Source organism: Rhizobium sp. P1_C7, from assembly GCF_056406295.1.
This window is the reverse complement of the sequence record NZ_JBFUAL010000017.1, coordinates 110,422-128,157: the sequence shown is the minus strand read 5'-3', so window position 1 is coordinate 128,157 and position 17,736 is coordinate 110,422. Positions and strand designations below refer to the sequence as shown.

17 protein-coding genes are annotated in these 17,736 nt (G+C 60.9%); all 17 read left to right on the top strand.

The window, feature by feature from the left end; all coding sequences use genetic code 11:
- Positions 1-59: 59 nt before the first annotated feature.
- Positions 60-752: a phage tail protein gene (locus AC1D2R_RS23050; protein ID WP_477970847.1), complete on the top strand. Its 693-nt coding sequence runs from the start codon at positions 60-62 to the stop codon at positions 750-752.
- Positions 753-1,003: 251 nt separating this feature from the next.
- On the top strand, positions 1,004-1,543 hold the full coding sequence (locus tag AC1D2R_RS23045) for a hypothetical protein (protein ID WP_477970845.1): 540 nt from the start codon (positions 1,004-1,006) through the stop codon (positions 1,541-1,543).
- On the top strand, positions 1,443-3,473 hold the full coding sequence (locus tag AC1D2R_RS23040; RefSeq protein WP_477970843.1) for a terminase gpA endonuclease subunit: 2,031 nt from the start codon (positions 1,443-1,445) through the stop codon (positions 3,471-3,473). The genes AC1D2R_RS23045 and AC1D2R_RS23040 overlap by 101 nt, the downstream gene beginning before the upstream one ends.
- Before the next feature lie 9 nt (positions 3,474-3,482).
- A complete protein-coding gene (locus AC1D2R_RS23035) occupies positions 3,483-3,692 on the top strand; it encodes a phage head-tail joining protein (RefSeq protein ID WP_477970841.1) in 210 nt (69 codons plus the stop codon).
- The gene (locus AC1D2R_RS23030; protein WP_477970839.1) at positions 3,689-5,215 is read left to right on the top strand and encodes a phage portal protein; all 1,527 of its coding nucleotides are present in this window, start codon (positions 3,689-3,691) and stop codon (positions 5,213-5,215) included. Before AC1D2R_RS23035 ends, AC1D2R_RS23030 begins: the two co-directional genes overlap by 4 nt.
- A gap of 28 nt (positions 5,216-5,243) precedes the next feature.
- Entirely contained in the window at positions 5,244-5,885 is a 642-nt protein-coding gene (locus AC1D2R_RS23025) for an HK97 family phage prohead protease (protein WP_477970837.1), read from the top strand.
- Between the two features lie 86 nt (positions 5,886-5,971).
- Entirely contained in the window at positions 5,972-7,714 is a 1,743-nt protein-coding gene (locus tag AC1D2R_RS23020; protein ID WP_477970835.1) for a phage major capsid protein, read from the top strand.
- 86 nt (positions 7,715-7,800) lie between these two features.
- Positions 7,801-8,130, top strand: a complete 330-nt coding sequence (locus AC1D2R_RS23015) for a DUF2190 family protein (RefSeq protein WP_477970833.1) — start codon at positions 7,801-7,803, stop codon at positions 8,128-8,130.
- Between the two features lie 3 nt (positions 8,131-8,133).
- Positions 8,134-8,547, top strand: coding sequence for a hypothetical protein (locus AC1D2R_RS23010; RefSeq protein ID WP_477970832.1), 414 nt, complete (start codon positions 8,134-8,136; stop codon positions 8,545-8,547).
- The gene (locus AC1D2R_RS23005) at positions 8,544-9,338 is read left to right on the top strand and encodes a hypothetical protein (protein ID WP_477970830.1); all 795 of its coding nucleotides are present in this window, start codon (positions 8,544-8,546) and stop codon (positions 9,336-9,338) included. The genes AC1D2R_RS23010 and AC1D2R_RS23005 overlap by 4 nt, the downstream gene beginning before the upstream one ends.
- On the top strand, positions 9,338-9,913 hold the full coding sequence (locus AC1D2R_RS23000) for a phage baseplate assembly protein V (protein WP_477970828.1): 576 nt from the start codon (positions 9,338-9,340) through the stop codon (positions 9,911-9,913). The genes AC1D2R_RS23005 and AC1D2R_RS23000 overlap by 1 nt, the downstream gene beginning before the upstream one ends.
- 28 nt (positions 9,914-9,941) lie before the next feature.
- Positions 9,942-10,304, top strand: coding sequence for a hypothetical protein (locus AC1D2R_RS22995; RefSeq protein WP_477970827.1), 363 nt, complete (start codon positions 9,942-9,944; stop codon positions 10,302-10,304).
- 18 nt (positions 10,305-10,322) lie between these two features.
- Positions 10,323-10,724 carry a GPW/gp25 family protein gene (locus tag AC1D2R_RS22990; protein WP_477970826.1) on the top strand — a complete coding sequence of 134 codons (402 nt, stop codon included), beginning with the start codon at positions 10,323-10,325 and terminating at the stop codon, positions 10,722-10,724.
- Entirely contained in the window at positions 10,725-11,576 is an 852-nt protein-coding gene (locus tag AC1D2R_RS22985; protein WP_477970824.1) for a baseplate assembly protein, read from the top strand.
- Between the two features lie 46 nt (positions 11,577-11,622).
- Positions 11,623-13,503: a hypothetical protein gene (locus AC1D2R_RS22980; RefSeq protein ID WP_477970822.1), complete on the top strand. Its 1,881-nt coding sequence runs from the start codon at positions 11,623-11,625 to the stop codon at positions 13,501-13,503.
- Positions 13,504-16,749, top strand: coding sequence for a DUF4815 domain-containing protein (locus AC1D2R_RS22975; RefSeq protein WP_477970820.1), 3,246 nt, complete (start codon positions 13,504-13,506; stop codon positions 16,747-16,749).
- A 10-nt stretch (positions 16,750-16,759) separates the two neighbouring features.
- Complete coding sequence (locus AC1D2R_RS22970; RefSeq protein ID WP_477970818.1) at positions 16,760-17,728, top strand: phage tail fiber repeat family protein; 969 nt, start codon at positions 16,760-16,762, stop codon at positions 17,726-17,728.
- The last annotated feature ends 8 nt before the right edge of the window (positions 17,729-17,736 follow it).

The following is a 17,736-nucleotide window of genomic DNA, read 5'->3' as shown; positions in this document are numbered from 1 at the left end:
CAATTCAGCGTCGATTTCCTTCTGAGTAAAACCGCTCATCTCATCCTCCAAAGGTTGTCATGCCAGTCCTGAAAAACGCCCGGCACGAGAAGTTCGCTCAGTCCATCGCCAAAGGCAAGACGGCGGACGAGGGTTATGTAGAGGCAGGCTTCAATCGACGAGGTGCACGACAGATGGCGATCCCTACGATTACGATCGAGCAGAGCGACGACATCCTGCGGAACTTCGGAAATCAGTTAGGGGCGCTCGGAAAGGGCGACGCGCACAAGGCGCTCGCCCAAGCAGTGAACAGGGTAACGACAACCGTTCAAGGTCGCGTCATCCGCACCATTGCGAAACAGTCCTCGATCAAGTCGGCAACTGTCCGCAGATCAATCCAGCGCGAACTGGTCAAGCCTGGCAGCGGGAAAGCCCTCGAAGGCAAGATCATTGCAACGGGCAGGCCGATCCCGCTCGACGAGTTCAACGCCCGGCAATTGTCATGGGGCGTTCGCGCTAAAGTGTGGGGCAGGGTTCAACGCTTCCCCGGAACCTTCATATTCGCGGGAACATACCGATCCGGCAAAGCTGTCGGGAACGGGCATGTCTTCCATCGCGCCACTCGCGACAGCAACCCTATCGAAGTCCTTTACGGTCCCTCTGTGCCAGAGGAGATGGTCAAGGACGAGAGTGCAAAGGTCTTCCAGTCCACCGTTGCGATGATGCTTCCTGTCCGCGTTGCCCATGAGGTCGGCCGTCTCCTCCCCGGCTGACCCGACGCCGACCCTGCGCTCATCCTTTCCTCCTAGGCGCAGGGTCGGCCCTCCCATCCACGACCGAGTATATCGCATACGTAACACCTCGACCCACACCCCCCCCTGAGTAGGGACCGACTTAGGTGGGGGTAGGGGTGCGGGACCGCCGCCCCCCGGCTTTTGAGCGATTTTTGTTTTTTGAAAACATTGGTTGCGGTTGCGAGCGGGGCGACCCTTGGCGACCCGCCCTTACCCTTTGGATGATCGAAATGGCGCAGGCGAGAACCGCACCGAAGACCGCCCAAAAGGCAGCCCCGAAAGAAGAAGCTCAGACGCTCGGCAGCGACCAGACGGCCCGGCTTTTGGACATTTCCGGCGCCTTCCTGCGCCGGCTGACGCAGGACGGGAAAATCCCGAAGCAGGCGAAGGGCCGGTATGTCCTCGACGACGCGGTCAGGGCTTACATCCGGTTCCTGCGGGACGAGAACGCCAGGACGACGAAGTCGGCGCATCAAAACCGGATGCACGAAGCGAAGGCCGCCGAAATCGAAATGCGCCTAGCCGAACGGCGCCGGGAATTGATCCCGACAGAGGACGTTTATGCGGCGATCGACATCATGATCGCGAAGTTCCGCAACGAGCTTGCAGGGCTGCCGGCCCGCTTTACTCGCGACATGGACCTTCGTCGCAAGTTGGAAGCCGAAACCCATGAAAGTCAAAACCGCATCGCGGAAGCACTCGCCGCAACTGCCAAGTTTATTCGAGAGGGCGGCGAGCTTTCTGCGGGTGGCGAAGGCGACGACGCCTGACGAATGGGGAGCCGCCAACCGAATTTACCCGCCGACGACAGGCGTCCCCGGTCCCCGCAACCCGAGACTGACCCCTTACATGATCCCGATCGGTCGCGCTGTGACCTCGGGCCGGTATGTCAAGGTCGTAGGCGTGACCGCCGCGCAGTCTGGCAAGACCGAAACGATCCTCGATGTCATCGGCGAGCGTCTTGATACGCGGCCGAAACCGATCATCTACGTCGGCCCGTCAAAAGAATTTAATACCGACCAGTTCGAACCGCGCCTTATGGGCTTGTTCGACGAAGCGGCCGGGTTCGCCGCGAAGGTCGTCCGCGGTCGGCGAATGAAGAAGACAAAGAAGATCGTCAACGGCGTTTCGATCCGCCTCGCGCATGCGGGATCGTCGACAGCGATCAAATCCGATCCCGCCGCCCTCGGCATCGTCGACGAGTATGAAGAAATGATCGCCAACATTAAGGGGCAGGGCGATCCGCTCGGGCTGCTCGAAGCGCGCGGCGATACACACGCCGATTTCGTTACCTTCCTTGTTTCGACGGCGTCGCTAGGCTTTGTCGAAACTGAAATCGATCCGGTTTCAGGGATCGAAATGTTCAAGGTCGGGACCGAAGAGGAAATTCCGTCGCCAACCTGGCGGCAATTTCAGCTTGGAACGCGGCACCATTTCGCCTGGCAATGCCCGCATTGCGACGAATACTTCGTCCCGATGCTGAAGCATCTGGTTTACAACCGGAAGGGAACGCCCGCCCAGGCGAGGCGCGAAGCTTATGTTCAATGCCCCTACGGCTGCGTCGAGCCGATCGTCGACAAGCACAAGGAGCGAATGAACGAGACTGGGCTCGCGATCGCGCCCGGCCAGACCATCGAGGACGCGCGGGCGGATCGGAACCTTCCCGACACGAACGTCTATTCGCAATGGACTTCGGGACTTTGCTCTCCTTTTCAGACGTTCGGGCAGCGCGCCGAGCGCATGCTGACGGCAATCCAGTCAGGCGAAATGGACAAGCTGCAGACAGCGACAAACGCTGCAGGCGGGGAACTGTTCACACCGATCGGCGGCGATGTTCCCGAATGGGATGCGATCCAAAAACTCGCGCTGCCTTACAAGGAATTTGATGTTCCGGCCGGCGCGTTGATCCTGACTTGCGGCGTCGACGTTCAGAAGAACCGCCTCGTCTATGTCGTCCGCGCATGGGGCGCCCGCTCTGAAAGCTGGCTGATCACGCGCGGCGAGATTTGGGGGCCGACCGAAGAAGAGGACGTTTGGACCTCGCTTGCTGAACTGATCGGCTCGCGCTTCGGCGCGATGCATGTCGTTCGGACCTTCGTCGACGCCGGCTTCCGCCCGGGCAAGAAGGACGCGGTTCCCGAGCATAAGGTCTATGAATTCGCCCGGCGTCATAGCCGGACGGTTTACGCGACGAAGGGCTTCGAAACTCGCCCGACGCCGCTGTCGGTCAATCGGATCGATGTCAACGCAAAGGGCGGCCGGGCCAAATACGGCTTGGACCTCGTCCGACTGTCGACTGACTTCTTCAAGTCATGGGTTCATGAGCGAGTTCGATGGCCGGAAGATCAGCCGGGCGGCTGGCATTTGTTCGAACGGATCGACGAGAACTTTTGCAAGCAGATCGTTTCGGAAGCCCGAACGAAGAAGGCCGGCGGGGCCGGTTTTACTTGGGTCGTCAAATCCAAGCAGAACCACTTTCTCGACTGCGAGGCCTTGGCATACGCCGCGGCCTACATGATCGGCATTCAACGCCTTCGCGACGATCCCGGCGCGCAGGCAAGGCCCGCGCTCGAGCCGAAGCGGGGCGATCTGAAACCCGAGCCCGAACTCGAAACCGCAGGGGCAGCCACGGCGCCGACGGCACCTGCCAAACGCGACGGGGGCTTCCTCGGCGGCAAGCGCCGCGGCGGCTATCTTTAAGGAAAACAGATGTCAAACATCGACGAACAGATCGCCGGGCTTGAAGAGGCGATCGCGACAGGCGTTCGCAAAGTCGTCACGCAGACGAACGGCGTTCGAAAGGAAGTCGAATATCCGTCTTTCGCCGACATGAAGGCCCGCCTTAACTGGCTTTACAGGAAGAAGAACGGCGGCCGGCCGGGCGTGACGCTGGCAACGTTCGGAAGGGTTCGCCCATGAAGATGAACCTTCTTGACCGGGCGATCGGCTATATCGATCCCGCCAGGGCTGCGAAACGCGTCCGCAGCCGCGCAGCAATCGAAATCATGGCGCGATCATATGACGGCGCGTCCCGCGGTCGCCTCAATGGCGATTGGCATCGAACATCGAACTCGGCCGATAGCGAAATCGAGCGGGCCGCCGCCACGCTGCGCGATGGGATGCGCGAACTCGTTCGCAACAATCCGCACGCCGCGAACGCTGTCGACGTTCTTGTTTCGCACGTCATCGGGACGGGGATCATCCCCAGGGCAAACACCGGCAACGCCGTGAAGGACAAGAAAATCAATGCGCTCTTCGACAAGTTTGCGAAGAAGTGCGACGCCGACGGTCAGCTTGATTTTTACGGCGTTTCGGCCCTTGCCTTTCGCGGCATGATCGAAAGCGGCGACGGGTTTGTCCGCCGCCGCCGTCGTCGACTTGAGGATAAGCTTCCGGTTCCGCTGCAATATCAGGTTGTCGAAACTGACCTGCTCGATAGCACAAAGCAGGGCGTTCTTTCCGACGGTCGCGTCTCGATACAGGGCATCGAGTTCGACGCCCTCGGATCGAGAACGGCGTATTGGATGTTTTCCGAACATCCGGGGAATTCGTATCTCGGCCTTTCCCTTGACCGGTCGTCGAAGGCGATCCCGGCTTCGGAAATCGCCCACGTTTACCCGAAGCATCGGACGCAGGTCCGGGGCGTTCCTTGGGGCTCGGCGGTCATGTCGACCCTGTTTGACCTGGGGACGTATGAGAACGCGGAAATCATTCGCAAGAAACTCGAAGCCTGCATGGTCGGCGTCATTCTCGGCGGCGACGATCAAGACTTCGCGCTCGGCGCAGCCTTGAACCCGGATCAACAGCGATCCTTCGGGGTAAAGGATAGCGACGGGGTTGTCGTCGAGAAGTTTGAACCCGGTCTGTTCGTCCACGCCGAAGGCGGGAAGGATGTCAAGTTCAATCAGCCGGCGGCGACGGGGTCATATGAGGGATACAAGAAGGCGACGCTTCACACGATCGCGGCCGGCTTTCATATCCCTTACATGCTGCTTTCGCATGACCTGTCCGGCGCGAACTATGCGTCCTCGAAGATGGGTTTCGGCCCCTTCATCCGCATGATCGAAACCGTTCAATGGTTGTTCGTCATTCCGATGTTGCTGCAACCGATGTGGGAATGGTTTTGCGAAGCGGCCTTCCTCGCCGGCTTGATCCCGTCGACCGACATCCCGGTTCGTTGGATGACGCCGCGCATGTATTCGGCCGATCCTGAGAAGGACGCCAGGGCGACGGTTCTCGAAGTTCGGAACGGCCTGAAGCCGCTGTCGGCAGCGATCGGGGAACGCGGCTATGACGCCGACGAAGTCCTCGACGAGTACCAGCAAACGAACAAGAAACTCGACGACCGGAAGCTGATTTTCGACAGCGATCCCCGGAAGCAGTCGGCGAACGGGCAAAAACAGGCGCTCGACGACGGCGGCGGTTCAACGCCGCCCGAATAGCGGCTTCATCAAAGACAGGAGTTTCCCAATGAAGGGGAAGATTATCGAACTGCCGCCCGAGCGGCGGAACATACAAGTGCGCGCCGCTTCATTCGAAGAGGCGACGAACTCGATCGAATGCGTTTGGACAACGGGCGCAAAGGTCCGTCGCTACTCTTGGCGGGATGACGGCTATTATGACGAAGAACTTGTCGTCAGTGCTTCGAACATTCGCCTCGATCGACTGAACTCCGGAGCGCCTTTCCTCGATACGCATGACGACTGGCAGTTGTCATCGGTCATAGGGGCTGTCGTCTCGGGCTCGGCGAAGATCGTCGGCGGGGAAGGCATTGCTCGCGTCGCCCTGTCGGTCGCCCCGGAACATGCCGGGATCGTCGCCAACATCAAGGCGAACATCATCCGCAACATCAGCGTCGGCTATCGCATTCATCGGGTCGAAAAGACCGAAAGCGACGACGGTTCGGTTCCCATTTGGCGCGTCGTCGATTGGGAGCCGCTTGAAATTTCCGCCGTTCCTGTTCCGGCCGATGCGGGTTCGATGATCCGGTCGGAAATGGCGAAGCGGGAAGAGGACGAGAAGCGCCTTGCCCCTTGCGAATTCATCGGATTGCGCGACGACAGCGCCGCCGCCTTGGCGCGGATGCGGATGCGGTCGCTGTCGGCCCGTTGATCTGAAACCCCTACCGCCTGCGCCCGCCGGGGCCGTAGGAATTCGGTTGATTGCCCCGGCACAACAACCCTGAAAAGGTATGTAAGATGAAGAAGAGTTCTTCGTTCATGGCGGTAGCCTTCACGCTTGCCGCTGCACTGATCGTTTGCGTCGGTCTGCCGGCGGAAGCCTTCGCCGCAGTTCCTCACGCCGCGACCCATGCGATCGGCAGCCTCGGCGACGTTGTTGTCCACTATGCCCCGCATATGGCGGGCGTTCTCGCCGTCCTTCGCGCCGACCTTTCCGCCCTTGAAAAACGCGCAGCCGACAAGCTCGCCGAAGTCAAAGACGGCATGGAAGCGACCGCGATCCGCAAGATCGAGAACGATCACGCCGCAATCGCTGCGGACATCAAGTCGAAGAAAGACGAGATCGCCGCCGAGGAACGCCGCCTGGCAGACGAAGACGCTACTTCCCGTCGCAATCAGGGCGACAACGAAGCCGCTGTCCGCGCTGCAACGACCGCAGCCGTCGCCGACGCCCTTCGCGCCGAGCGCACCCGCACGGCGACGATCCGCTCGCTCGCCGCATCTGTCGGCGCTGTCGAACTCGGCGAAGAGCATGCCGGCAAGGACACGTCTGTCGACGCGTTCCGCGGTCATCTGCTCGATCACCTTGCCAAGCAGGGCGGCGCACCGACGAACAGCAACGTTCGCGTTGATGCCGGGCCGGGCAACGCCGAGCAGCGCGCAGCCGCGATCACGAACGCCCTGCAGCATCGCGCAAACCCGGCAGGCGTCGAACTGACGACCGACGGCCGCAACTTCCGCGGCCTGACCCTGATTGAAATCGGTCGCGATATTCTCGAAGCGAACGGCGTCAACACTCGCGGTATGCCCCGCAACGAAATCGCACAGCAGGCGCTTGCGGTTCGCTCGGGCGGCATGCTTACGACAAGCGACTTCGGCGGCATCCTCGCCAATGTTGCGAATACCACTCTGCGCGCCGGCTATCAGGCCGCCCCGCAGACCTTCCGCCCGCTCGTTCGCGAAACTACCGTTTCCGACTTCAAGGCGATCACCCGCGCGGCGCTCGGCGAAGCCCCGGCGCTGAATAAGGTCAACGAACACGGCGAGTTCAAGCGCGGTTCGCTCGGCGAAGGGAAGGAAAGCTATAAGATCGCGACCTACGGTAAAATCGTAGCGATCACCCGTCAGGTGATTGTCAACGACGATCTTGACGCTTTCACCCGCATCCCGCAGGCGTTCGGCGTTCAGGCTGCGCAGCTTGAAAGTGATCTTGTCTGGGCGCAAATCCTGGCAAACCCGGTTATGGGCGACGGTAAAACGCTGTTCCATGCCGATCACGGCAACATCATCACGGCCGGCGCGATTGCGGTCGCATCGTTGTCCAATGCCCGGACTGGCTTCGCGAAGCAGACCGGCCTTGATGGCAAGACCGTCCTCGGCCTGATGCCGAGCTATCTGATCGTTCCTGTCGGCCTGCAGACCATAGCCGAGCAGCTTATCGGTCAGATCGTCGCGACGAAAGCGTCGGACGTTGTTCCTGATAGCCTGAAGCTGAAGGTCATCGCCGAAGGCCGCCTCGATGTTGGCATCACCCGACCGGAAGACGACATCGTCGTCGCGGGCAACGCAAACGCCTGGTACGCGGCCGGCAACTTGGCGCAGGCCGACATCGTCGAACTTGCCTATCTCGAAGGCAACCGCGGCGTTTACACCGAAACCCGGACGGGCTTCGACATCGACGGCATCGAGATCAAGGCCCGCCTTGATGTCGGCGCGAAGACGATGGATTGGCGCAACATCGCGAAGAACGTCGGTCAATAATCGGCTGACTGAACACCATCGACGAAGGGGCCGGCTAAACACCGGCCCTTTTGTTTTTCATCCGTTCAACATGCGAGGAAACGCATATGAAAAACTTTGTTCAGCCGGGGCAGGTCGTCACGCTAACCGCCCCTTACGACGTTGCTTCGGGCGGCGGCTTGAAGGTCGGCGGCATCGTCGGCGTTGCAACCTTCACGGCCAAGGCCGGCGAGAAGGTCGAAACCAAACTCGACGGCGTCTTCGACGTTGCGAAGACTTCCGCCCAGGCATGGACGGCCGGCGTCGCGATCTATTGGGATGACACCGCGAAGCTGTTTACGTCGACCGTCGGAACTAACACGAAGGTCGGCGTCGCCTTGCTTGATGCGGCGAACCCGTCCGACATCGGCCGCGTCCGTCTTAACGGGAGCTTCTAAGTCATGGGGTCGATCTGGCAGCGATTGGATGCGCTCGCGGGGCGGGCAGCGAACGCGGTCTTTTCGGAGGCCGTCCGCATCATGCCGCGCCTTGCGAACGAATACATCGCATCGCAGCCGGACGCCTCCCGACAAGAAGCGACGGTTCGGGGGATATTTTCCCTCGAACCTTCAACCGACGATTTGCGCGGTCAGCGCATTTCGGGCGAAAGCCGCGGCGCCCTGCGCATGGTCTTCGCCGAAGCAGTTGTTCAAATCACCGCGGCCGAGGCCGCTTTAATCGGCTTCATGCCGGTCAAGTCTGACCTGGTCAAACTGATCGACCGGCCGGGCTGCCCGACTTACGCCGTCGAGCATGTCGAACCTTTTGATAGCGACGACATCGCGCTTTATCTGACGAAGGAAACAGTCGAATGATCGTCCCGCTCGCCCTGCGCTTGAGCGCAAAGAATGCGCTTGTCAGGGCGACATCAGCCGGCGACCGCGTCTTCGACAGTGCAATTTCATCGATCGAAGACATGATCAAAGAGGGGCCGCAGCCCTTCGTTGTCGTTTCGACCGACGATCAGACGTTCAACATAACCGGTTTCGACATTACCGGGGGAGGTTCCCGGCAGGTCGACATCGTCATCGATGTCGCTGTCGGATCGGCCGTCAAGATGGACGACGGCGACGACCTGGCGGTCATGATCCCGCACACCGACGCGGGAACGGAACTGTCCGTCAATATCATTACGCGGCAGGCGTTGCGGGCGTTATTCGAACCGAACAGCGGCGGCGCTTGGGGCAAGATGTTCCGCAGGATCGCGCAGCAGGCGAGCCGGGTTCTAATCCGGCGCGGGGCCGGCGCGCAGAAGGGCGTCAAGTTCGCTGCGGCGCAGATCGTCATTTCCGTTCAGCCGCTTTTCGAGCCGGCCTTCGGCTTTGCGCCGCAGGGCGTTTGGGATGAATTCATCGCCCAGGTCAAGGCCGACCCTGTCGTCGCGCCGCTTGCCCCGGCGATCGAAGCAGCCATCACCGGTGACGCCGTTCCCGATTGGAAAGTTCTATCCTCGATCATCGGGCTGAACGACGAGGCCGCGACGGCGATCGGCGTCTTGCCGCTCGGCGGCGAGGGCAGCGTTTGGGTTTCCGAACAGGTTGTTTCGCCCGACGGATGGGTCGACAACGCTGCAACGGTCAACGAGAACCTGCCGGGGGCGCCTTAATGTCGAACCCGCTTCTCGATCTGTTCATTCGCGTCGCATCCCTTGAAAAGCGGCTAGCCGGCATGGTTCGGCATGGCCCAGTTGAAGAGGTCAACGCAAAAGAAGGTTGGGTCCGGCTGAACCTTGGCGAAGGCGACGACGGGAAGTTCATTTCCGCAAAGGTTCCCTACGCCCAAATTGCCGGCGACCTGAAAATTCATTCTGCCCCGAGCAAAGGGCAGAACATGACGATCGTCGCGCCCGGCGGCGATGCCCGCCAGGCGGTAGCCCTGCCGATGACTTGGAGCGACAAGAACGCCGCCCCAAACGACAAGGCTGACGAACACACGCTGACTTTGGGCGGCGTTCGGATCGACCTGAAAGGGGACGAAATCAAATTCGCGATCGGCGGCTTCTCGCTGACGATCACGGAAAGCGCCGCCGTCTTCAATGTCGGCGGGGTCGAACACAGGATATCGGGCGGCGGGGTTGAAACGACCGGCGGAACTGTCCGCCACGATGGCAAGAACATCGGCAGCGATCACGAGCATACCGATGTCTTGAAGGGCGGCGACCTGACCGGCCCGCCTGCATAACAGCGGCCCCAAACTTGAAAGGACGAACATGCAAACGCTGCAAGAACTCTTGCGGGCGCGCATCGCTGCGGACGCCCGCGCTCATGTCGGCGCGATCACAGAAAGAAGCGGGGAGGTCCGAATTACTTTCGGCGCCCTCGGCCCTCTCCCCCGGATCGTCATCGCGATCGTCGGCAGTCATGTCCGCGTCGTCGAGCCGGCTGTCGGCGACGGCGCCGAGCTTGTGCTTGACGCGAACCCGACGACCTTCCCCGAGCGGATCGTTCCCCACGATCACCCGCGCGAAGAACTGATTTGGATGGCGCAGGACAAGGTCGTCGAAGTCAAAACCAACGCAACAAAGGCCGAGATTGCCGCCGCCCTGAATAGGGCCGCCGGCTTCTTGGACTAAAGCAGAAGGACATGCGGCATGGCTGTCGATCCCTCAATCGATATAGACGCCGAAACCGGCGGGGATATTTCCGGCTGGCCGCATGTCCTGCAGTCAATTCAGGACTTCTTTATTACGTCGTTCGCCGAACGTGTCATGCGGGAATGGTACGGCAGCGCCGTCCCCCGCTTCCTCGGCGAGAACCTGACCGCTTCGACCGTCGTTCCGTTCTTCGCCGCAATGGCGAGCGCAATCGAGCAATGGGAACCGCGCTATCGGCTGACGAGGGTCGTCCCCGAAAGCGTCGGCCGCGACGGGAAGCTGCGGGTTTACATGGAAGGCGAGTTTCGCCCCCGGGCGCTGCTCGGTGATTTCACGCCGGAAGGCGCCCGTCGAATAACTGTCCTCGGCGGCAGCGGCGGCAGTGTAGAGGTTTCATAAATGGCCGATCCATTTCTTGCGGGTCTGCCCGACCCGACTGTCGTCGACGAGATTTCCTTCGAGGCGATCGTTGCTTCGATGAAGACTGACCTGGTCGCCCGCTTCCCTTCGATCGAGCCGATCCTTGCGCTAGAAAGCAGCGCGGCGGTCAAGGTTATGCAGGTCGCGGGCTATCGCGAAATGCTGCTTCGCTCCCGCATCAATTTCGCGGCTCGGGCGAACCTTCTGGCATACGCGACGGGGAGTGATCTTGATCACGTTGGGGCGAACGCCTCGCCGCCGCTCGTTCGCATGTATCAGGAAAGCGACGAACGCTTCCGAACCCGAATTCTCGACGCGGTCAGCGCCCGCAATACCGGATCGCTTGCCCGCTATCGCTATGTTTCGATGTCCGCAGACATCAGGGTCGCCAACGCGATTGCATATCGCGTCGACCGATCGCCGATCGTTTACGTCGCCATTGTCTCGACGAACAGCGACGGGGCAGCAGATGCGGCCCTGATTGCAACCGTTCAAGCCGCTTTCGACCTGCCCGAAAATCGGATGGTCAACGGCGCCGTTGTTGTCCGATCGGCCGTCACGACGGTCGCCAACATCGCGGCTTCGTTGACGATTGTTCCGGGTTTGCCGACCAATCTTGCAGCGACCGCCGAAAAGGCGCTGCGCGATGCCTGGGCGGCCGAAGGCGGGCTCGGCCGCGATCTTACACGCGATTGGATCAAGGCGCGGCTGCAAATCCCCGGCGTCTATTCGGTCGCCGTATCGCAGCCGGTCGCCGACATAATCAAACCGCCCTATGAAGCCGCAAGCTTCGGGACGGTAACGCTGACCATCGCCGGGGAGAACACCTAACATGGCCGTCCAATCGCTTCACCCGCCGCATTCAAGCTCGACTTTTATGCGCGCGTTCGAACAGGCGATTGCATACGAACCCCGGGTCGGATCGGCCGTCACGGCGATCCGCGATGTCAAGGGTCATCGGCTGCCGACTTGGCTGCAGTTCCTTCTTTATGAATACGGCCTGATTGAACTGACGCCGTATGTCACGAACGCCTACACGCTGCTCGATGAGGGCCGCGTCTGGCAGATCGAGCGCGACACCTTCGCCGCAGTCGTCCGCGGGCTCGGATGGGTTTCGGCCCCGGGGTCGATCGTCGAGGCTTCGCCCCGCCGCAATTGGTGGAACAGCTTTCAGGTCTATCTTGAAAGCCTTCCGCCGGCCGACGTTCCGAACCTTGAGCGGATCGAGAAGATCGTCGATCTTTCGGCGCCTTTTCGGTCGGACTTCCGGCGTGGCGTCAACGGCTATGACGTTCCGGCGCTCGAAGGCGACTATACGAAGCTTGACGCCTCGATCCTCGATCGGGAAAGCGGCGTCCGCCTGAATGGGCGCGGCCCGCTGTGGTCATTCGGGAAGGTCACAGAACTTTCGCACGAACTCGCCGAGGCCGAGGGCCTGGCGCTCGACAACTGGCAGCCGCCGGTCGCCGATTTCGACTATTCGGTCAACTTCTCGACGATGACCGCAATCATCGACGAAAGCCCGATCGACTTCGACGATGCGATCGACTTTTTGCGGCCATCGAAGAAATGGCATTTCGACCTCGCCGGCAATTGGTTTGAATTCGATGTCGACGAAATCGCCGCGACCGATGCCGGCGCGATCATCGAAGAGGCTGGCGATCGCCTTTGCGAGTTCAAGCCGCAGGTCAACCGGCTCGAAGACGCCGACGCCGCAACCGTTACGCTCGTCGGGGTCGATGATCCCTTCGGCGGGGACGAGGCGATCAGGGTCTTATTCGAAGGCAACGCCGGCCGGGTTTTCCTCGTTGCGGCCGAAGGGCTCGAAGAAGGGACGACTTATTCGGTTTCCTTCTTCGCGCGCCTTGTCAGTTCGTCAGGATTGACGGCGGGCGGCGGCGATGCCGGGCTGCAAGACTTCTTCGAGCAGATGGCCGCCGGCCAATGGGTTCGGATCAAGGGGCAGCCGTTCACGGCGGGCGAGGTTGCCGGGCAATGGCTCGACCTGACCCTGACGACGCCAGGCGCGACGCTCGTCGTCGACTTGTTCGGATTTCAGATCGAGGTCGGAACGAAAGTGACCTCACCGATAGGCGGCGATGAACTGACGGGGCATCGAGCCGCGGATGCTCTATCGCTGATCTTGCCGGAAGGTCAGAACAACATCGTTGCGACCTTCGATGACGGTACAAGTCAATCGTATCTTCGCGTTGTCGGTCCCTTCCCGATCATCCCCGAGCAGCTTAATCGCCCGCTACTGACGCAGGTCAGCAATGCGTCGTCGACGACTTGGCAAAGCATGTCCTTCCCTTGGAGCGACGCAACTTTCCCTTGGGCGTCGGACGCCCGGGCGCAGCGGCAGATCGCCCTTGCAAGTTGGTTCGAAGGCCGGGTCGGTTACGTCGCTTTGCGGAACGGCTCCGGCGCGGTCATCGGCTATCGCCGGACGCGCGCCGTCAGGCAGATCGATCCCGACTTTTACGGGCAATACGCTTTCGGCGGTTCGAAATATGTCGCGTCGCCGACCGGGCGATCGATCTTCATCGAGGCGATGACCGACGCCGGTAACGGCAGCGGGATCGAAGCAAAGACGGTCGAGATCGTCTTCGGCGGGCAGTTGGCCCCGGGCGTCAAGCCTGGGCGTCTTTGGCTTGCCCCGGACGAACTGACCGGCGGCGTTCGCATCGCAACGCAAGCAATCAACATCCCGCTTCGCGCGACAGTGCGCGAGCGGCTGAAACTCCTTCTGAGGTTCTAAATGGCTTACGAGCATAAGAGCGGCATTCCTAACGCCTATGACCGGGCCGAGGGACACCCGGAATGGCAAAGCCTCGTCTTCTCGGACAAGTTCATTCAATCGGCTGAACTGACCGAAGTTCAGACGGTCATCCGTGGACGGCATAACCGCCTCGGTCGCCTGATCGCGAAGGATGGCGACCGCGTCGAAGGCGCTGCCGCCGTCGTTACGCCGGAAGAAGCGGAAGAGCCGACGGTCGCGCAGGTCATTTTGACGGCCGGCCGCATCTATGTCGGCGGCGATGTCCTTCCGGTCGCGGCCCTCGTCCTCGATAACGTTCCCTTGACGGGGCTTGTCGAAATCGGCGTCAGGACTGTCACGACCTACATCGACAGCGAAGACGACCCGACACTGCTCGGCCTCGTCGACGGCGAGGTTTCGCAGGGCGAGCCCGGCGCCGCCCGCGAAGTTGTTTCGATATCCTGGGCGCTGCGGACGGACGACGGCGAAGGCGACTTCATTCCGGTCTATGTCATGCAGGACGGGACGATCATCGATCAGACGCCGCCCCCGTCGCTTGACGGGATCAATTCGGTCGTCGCGGCCTATGACCGCGGCGCCCACGGCAGCTACATCGTCAGCGGCTGCAGGGTCACGGCCCTTGGCAAGCTCGACGACAGCCAGGTCTTTTCGATCGAGGAAGGCGAAGCGAATATCAACGGGTTCAAACGGACCCGCCTGAATTCCCTTCGCATCGCCCACGAAGAGGACTTCGATGTTGAGGAAGTCGCCGGCGAGCCTCGTACATGGCCGGGTGGAACGACGGTAACATTCGCCGTTAACCGCAAGCCGATCGCCGCGATTAACTCGGTCCTGGTCACAAAGGAAGTGACGGCGACCGTAACGCGTGGGTCGGTCGCTGGCGGCGCCGATGCGCTGCCGAACAACAGCGTTAGTTCGATCATCGAGGTCAAGCAGGGGGCGACGGTTTACGTTGCGGGGACAAGCTACATTCGGACGGGCGACACTGTCGATTGGTCGCCTGCCGGCGCCGAGCCGGCGACGAGTTCGAGCTATACGGTCAAGTATCAATATTTGGCGCTCGTCACGCCGGATAGTTCGACCGATACCTCGATTACGGTTTCCGGCGGCGTAACCGGGGCGCTTGTCGTCCTGGGCTATGATTTCAAACTGCCGCGGATCGATCAGCTTTGCCTTAACCAAACCGGCTTTGCTGAATACATCCGGGGCATTTCGGCCCGCGACAATCCGCTTCCCCCGATTGTTCCGGCGAACCTTCTGGCTCTCGCCGAAATCAATAATAATTGGATGGATAAGCCGGGCGTTACGAATAGCGGCATCCGGTCAGTCCCCTATGCGGAAATGTGGCGCATCTTCAATCGCGTCTTCGATCATGAGCGGCTTTTGCAGCTTGAGCGGCTGAAAAGCGGGATCGATCAGCGCGAGCCGACCGCAAAGAAGGGGCTGTTCGTCGACCCGTTCACTTCCGATTATTATCGGGATATCGGCGAGGTTCAGACGGCGGCGATCGGCGAGGGCATTATGCAACTTGCCATTACGCCGACGTTCTACACGACGACCCTGACGGCCCCGGTCATGCTTGATTGGGTCGAAGAGGTCATCGTCGGGCAGGAACTTTCGACGGGTTGCATGAAGATCAACCCCTATCAGAACTTTGTTCCGATGCCGGCAGCGATGACGCTGACGCCGTCGGTCGATTTTTGGGTTGAGCAGCAAACGGTTTGGGCTTCGCCGCAGACGCTCGAATTTAACCGCGGGGTTCGATCTGACAACGGCCCGCTCGTCGTGTCATCGACCTCGACCGCCGTCGTCGACAACCGGGAACAGCAAGCGGAATTCCTGCGGCAGATCGCCGTCGCCTTCAAGATCGACGGCCTCGGCGCCGGGGAAATCCTGAAAACGCTGACCTTCGACGGCGTCAACGTAAAGCCTGCCGGAGCGCAGACGGCGAACGCTCAAGGCATTATCACCGGGTCGTTCAACATCCCGGCGAACATTACCGCGGGGACGAAGAAGATCGTCGCCGAGGGGATGGGCGGAACGATGGCTTATGCGGCCTTTACCGGCGCAGGGGTCATCGAGATTTCGGTAGTGCGTCAGTCGACAACAATCGAACGTTGGACGCGTCCGGCGGTCACACAGTCGGTTCGCAACACGTCGAGCGGGAACTCGGGCAACAACAGTAACAACGGCGCGGGCGGGGCATCGAAAAGCGATCCCCTCGCGCAGACGTTCACGCCGCCTGAACCCCGCCAGGTCGTCGGCGTGGACATTCGGCTTTGCGCAGTAGGGTCGGGAGGGAACAGCCTTCTTGTTCATCAGGTGACGGTTGAAACCGGCTTCCCGACTGAGGAAGTCTATGCCGAAGCCTTCGTCCCGATGGCAGGGGCAACGGTCGGATGGAAGTCCGCCCGCTATAGCCTGCCGGTCCTGACCTTGGATGACCGCGCAAGCGCGATCGTTGTCAAGACGGATGATGCAAATCATTCGTTGTCGATAGCCTCGCTCGGCGCCTTCGACGCGGCTCGTCAAAGCTACGTCGGGCAGCAGCCCTACACGACGGGCGTTCTACTCTCGTCGTCCAATGCTCAGACATGGACGCCGCACCAAAACGACGACCTGACTTTCCGCATCATTGCGGCGAAGTTCACTTCGTTGACGAAGATCGTCCCCCTCGGGTCGTTCAACATAGTCAACGCAAGCGATCTGCAGGTCCGGGCGGATGTCGAAATCCCGTCGTCTGACTGCAGCGTCGTCTTTGAAGTCGTCCGGGCAAACGGAAGTGTCATTCAAATGCTTCCCTACCAGGTCGTTCAGCTTGCCGAGTTCGTCACGGAAACTGTTCAGCTTCGGGCGATCCTGAAAGGAACTGAAAAGCTGTCGCCGATCCTCTATGCCCCGGTTCTCTTCCTGACCGGAACGATCGCGACTGCGGGAACATACATTTGCCGGGCTTTCAACCTCGGGACAGCCGTCAAACTGACGAGCTATTTCAAGGCGAAGCTGCCGACCGGTTCGACCGTCAATATGCAATACGACAAGGCCGATGATAGCTGGCAGGCGATGCCCCTTATCACGACTTCGCCATTGTCTGATGCCGCGTGGGTCGAGCAGAAGCGTGAAGCAACGGCGATCACCGCAACGCAAGGCCGCATCAAGATCACGATAACCGGCGGGCCTGCAGCCCGGCCGATGATCGGCGACCTTGGCGCGGCGGTTATGTAAGGGGCCTTGAATGGCGGACACCATCAACCGGGGCTATCCCAAGCCGGTCCCCTCGCACAATGTCAGCGACGACGTTCTGCTCTTGATGCAGGCGCTCGACGCTGTTGACGGCGACATAGGGACGATACTGAACGCGCTAAACGGAAAGGCGCCGACCGTTCATTCGCATGCCATGTCGGACATTTCCGGCCTAATCAATGCGCTCGAAGGGAAGGTTTCCGTCGGGTTCGTCTATCCTTTCGACAGCATCGAGGGCGTCAGCGGAACGGCTGCCGCCCCCGATGGTTATGTTCTTGCAAAGGTCGCGGGAAGTTGGGTTCCTCAAAGCCCGGCGGGTCTTCTCGGCTCGCACTCGCATTCGATAGCGGACATCACCAACCTTGCGGCAGCGTTGAACAGTAAACTCGACGCCGGCAACCTGGGAACGACTGGCCTGAAATCGACGCCTGTCGATGCCGATACTTTTGTCGGCCTCGACAGCGCGGCGCAGAACGCAGTCAAGCGGTTTTCGTGGGCGTCCCTCAAGAATGCCCTGAAAACCTACTTCGACCCGATCTATGCGGCCGCGACCCACGGTCACAGCATGTTAGCGATTTCGGGCCTCGCCGATGCCCTGGCGGCGAAGGCGAACCTTTCGGCGCTGCCGCTGACGAAGTTCGTCGAAAGCGGTCAGCAGACTATCACGTCGGGCGGCTCGCTTGCGATCCCGCACGGCCTGACCGTGAAGCCGAAGTCGGTTCAGCTTGCTCTTGTCTGCGCCACGGCCGAGGCGGGATATTCGGTCGGCGACGAAGTTTCGATCCCGCCCGGCCCGCTAATGGCTTCGGATCGAGGGGCAGCGATCACCCCCGACGAAACGAACATCAATGTCCGCTTCGGATCGAACGCAAGTGCGATGTATGCCCTGCATAAAAGCACCGGGCAGGGGGCGGCGCTGACGAACGCTAACTGGCGGCTCGTCGTCCGCGCCTTCGCCTAAGAACTGAC

Excerpts from the sequence above, each read along its gene's own strand:
- AC1D2R_RS23040 (WP_477970843.1), top strand. The coding sequence starts at position 1,443 with ATGAAAGTCAAAACCGCATCGCGGAAGCACTCGCCGCAACTGCCAAGT.
- AC1D2R_RS22980 (WP_477970822.1), top strand. The coding sequence starts at position 11,623 with ATGCGCGCGTTCGAACAGGCGATTGCATACGAACCCCGGGTCGGATCG.
- AC1D2R_RS22995 (WP_477970827.1), top strand. The coding sequence starts at position 9,942 with ATGCAAACGCTGCAAGAACTCTTGCGGGCGCGCATCGCTGCGGACGCC.
- AC1D2R_RS22990 (WP_477970826.1), top strand. The coding sequence starts at position 10,323 with ATGGCTGTCGATCCCTCAATCGATATAGACGCCGAAACCGGCGGGGAT.
- AC1D2R_RS23050 (WP_477970847.1), top strand. The coding sequence starts at position 60 with ATGCCAGTCCTGAAAAACGCCCGGCACGAGAAGTTCGCTCAGTCCATC.
- AC1D2R_RS22975 (WP_477970820.1), top strand. The coding sequence starts at position 13,504 with ATGGCTTACGAGCATAAGAGCGGCATTCCTAACGCCTATGACCGGGCC.
- AC1D2R_RS23030 (WP_477970839.1), top strand. The coding sequence starts at position 3,689 with ATGAAGATGAACCTTCTTGACCGGGCGATCGGCTATATCGATCCCGCC.
- AC1D2R_RS23010 (WP_477970832.1), top strand. The coding sequence starts at position 8,134 with ATGGGGTCGATCTGGCAGCGATTGGATGCGCTCGCGGGGCGGGCAGCG.
- AC1D2R_RS23025 (WP_477970837.1), top strand. The coding sequence starts at position 5,244 with ATGAAGGGGAAGATTATCGAACTGCCGCCCGAGCGGCGGAACATACAA.
- AC1D2R_RS23015 (WP_477970833.1), top strand. The coding sequence starts at position 7,801 with ATGAAAAACTTTGTTCAGCCGGGGCAGGTCGTCACGCTAACCGCCCCT.
- AC1D2R_RS22970 (WP_477970818.1), top strand. The coding sequence starts at position 16,760 with ATGGCGGACACCATCAACCGGGGCTATCCCAAGCCGGTCCCCTCGCAC.
- AC1D2R_RS23020 (WP_477970835.1), top strand. The coding sequence starts at position 5,972 with ATGAAGAAGAGTTCTTCGTTCATGGCGGTAGCCTTCACGCTTGCCGCT.
- AC1D2R_RS23000 (WP_477970828.1), top strand. The coding sequence starts at position 9,338 with ATGTCGAACCCGCTTCTCGATCTGTTCATTCGCGTCGCATCCCTTGAA.
- AC1D2R_RS22985 (WP_477970824.1), top strand. The coding sequence starts at position 10,725 with ATGGCCGATCCATTTCTTGCGGGTCTGCCCGACCCGACTGTCGTCGAC.
- AC1D2R_RS23035 (WP_477970841.1), top strand. The coding sequence starts at position 3,483 with ATGTCAAACATCGACGAACAGATCGCCGGGCTTGAAGAGGCGATCGCG.
- AC1D2R_RS23045 (WP_477970845.1), top strand. The coding sequence starts at position 1,004 with ATGGCGCAGGCGAGAACCGCACCGAAGACCGCCCAAAAGGCAGCCCCG.
- AC1D2R_RS23005 (WP_477970830.1), top strand. The coding sequence starts at position 8,544 with ATGATCGTCCCGCTCGCCCTGCGCTTGAGCGCAAAGAATGCGCTTGTC.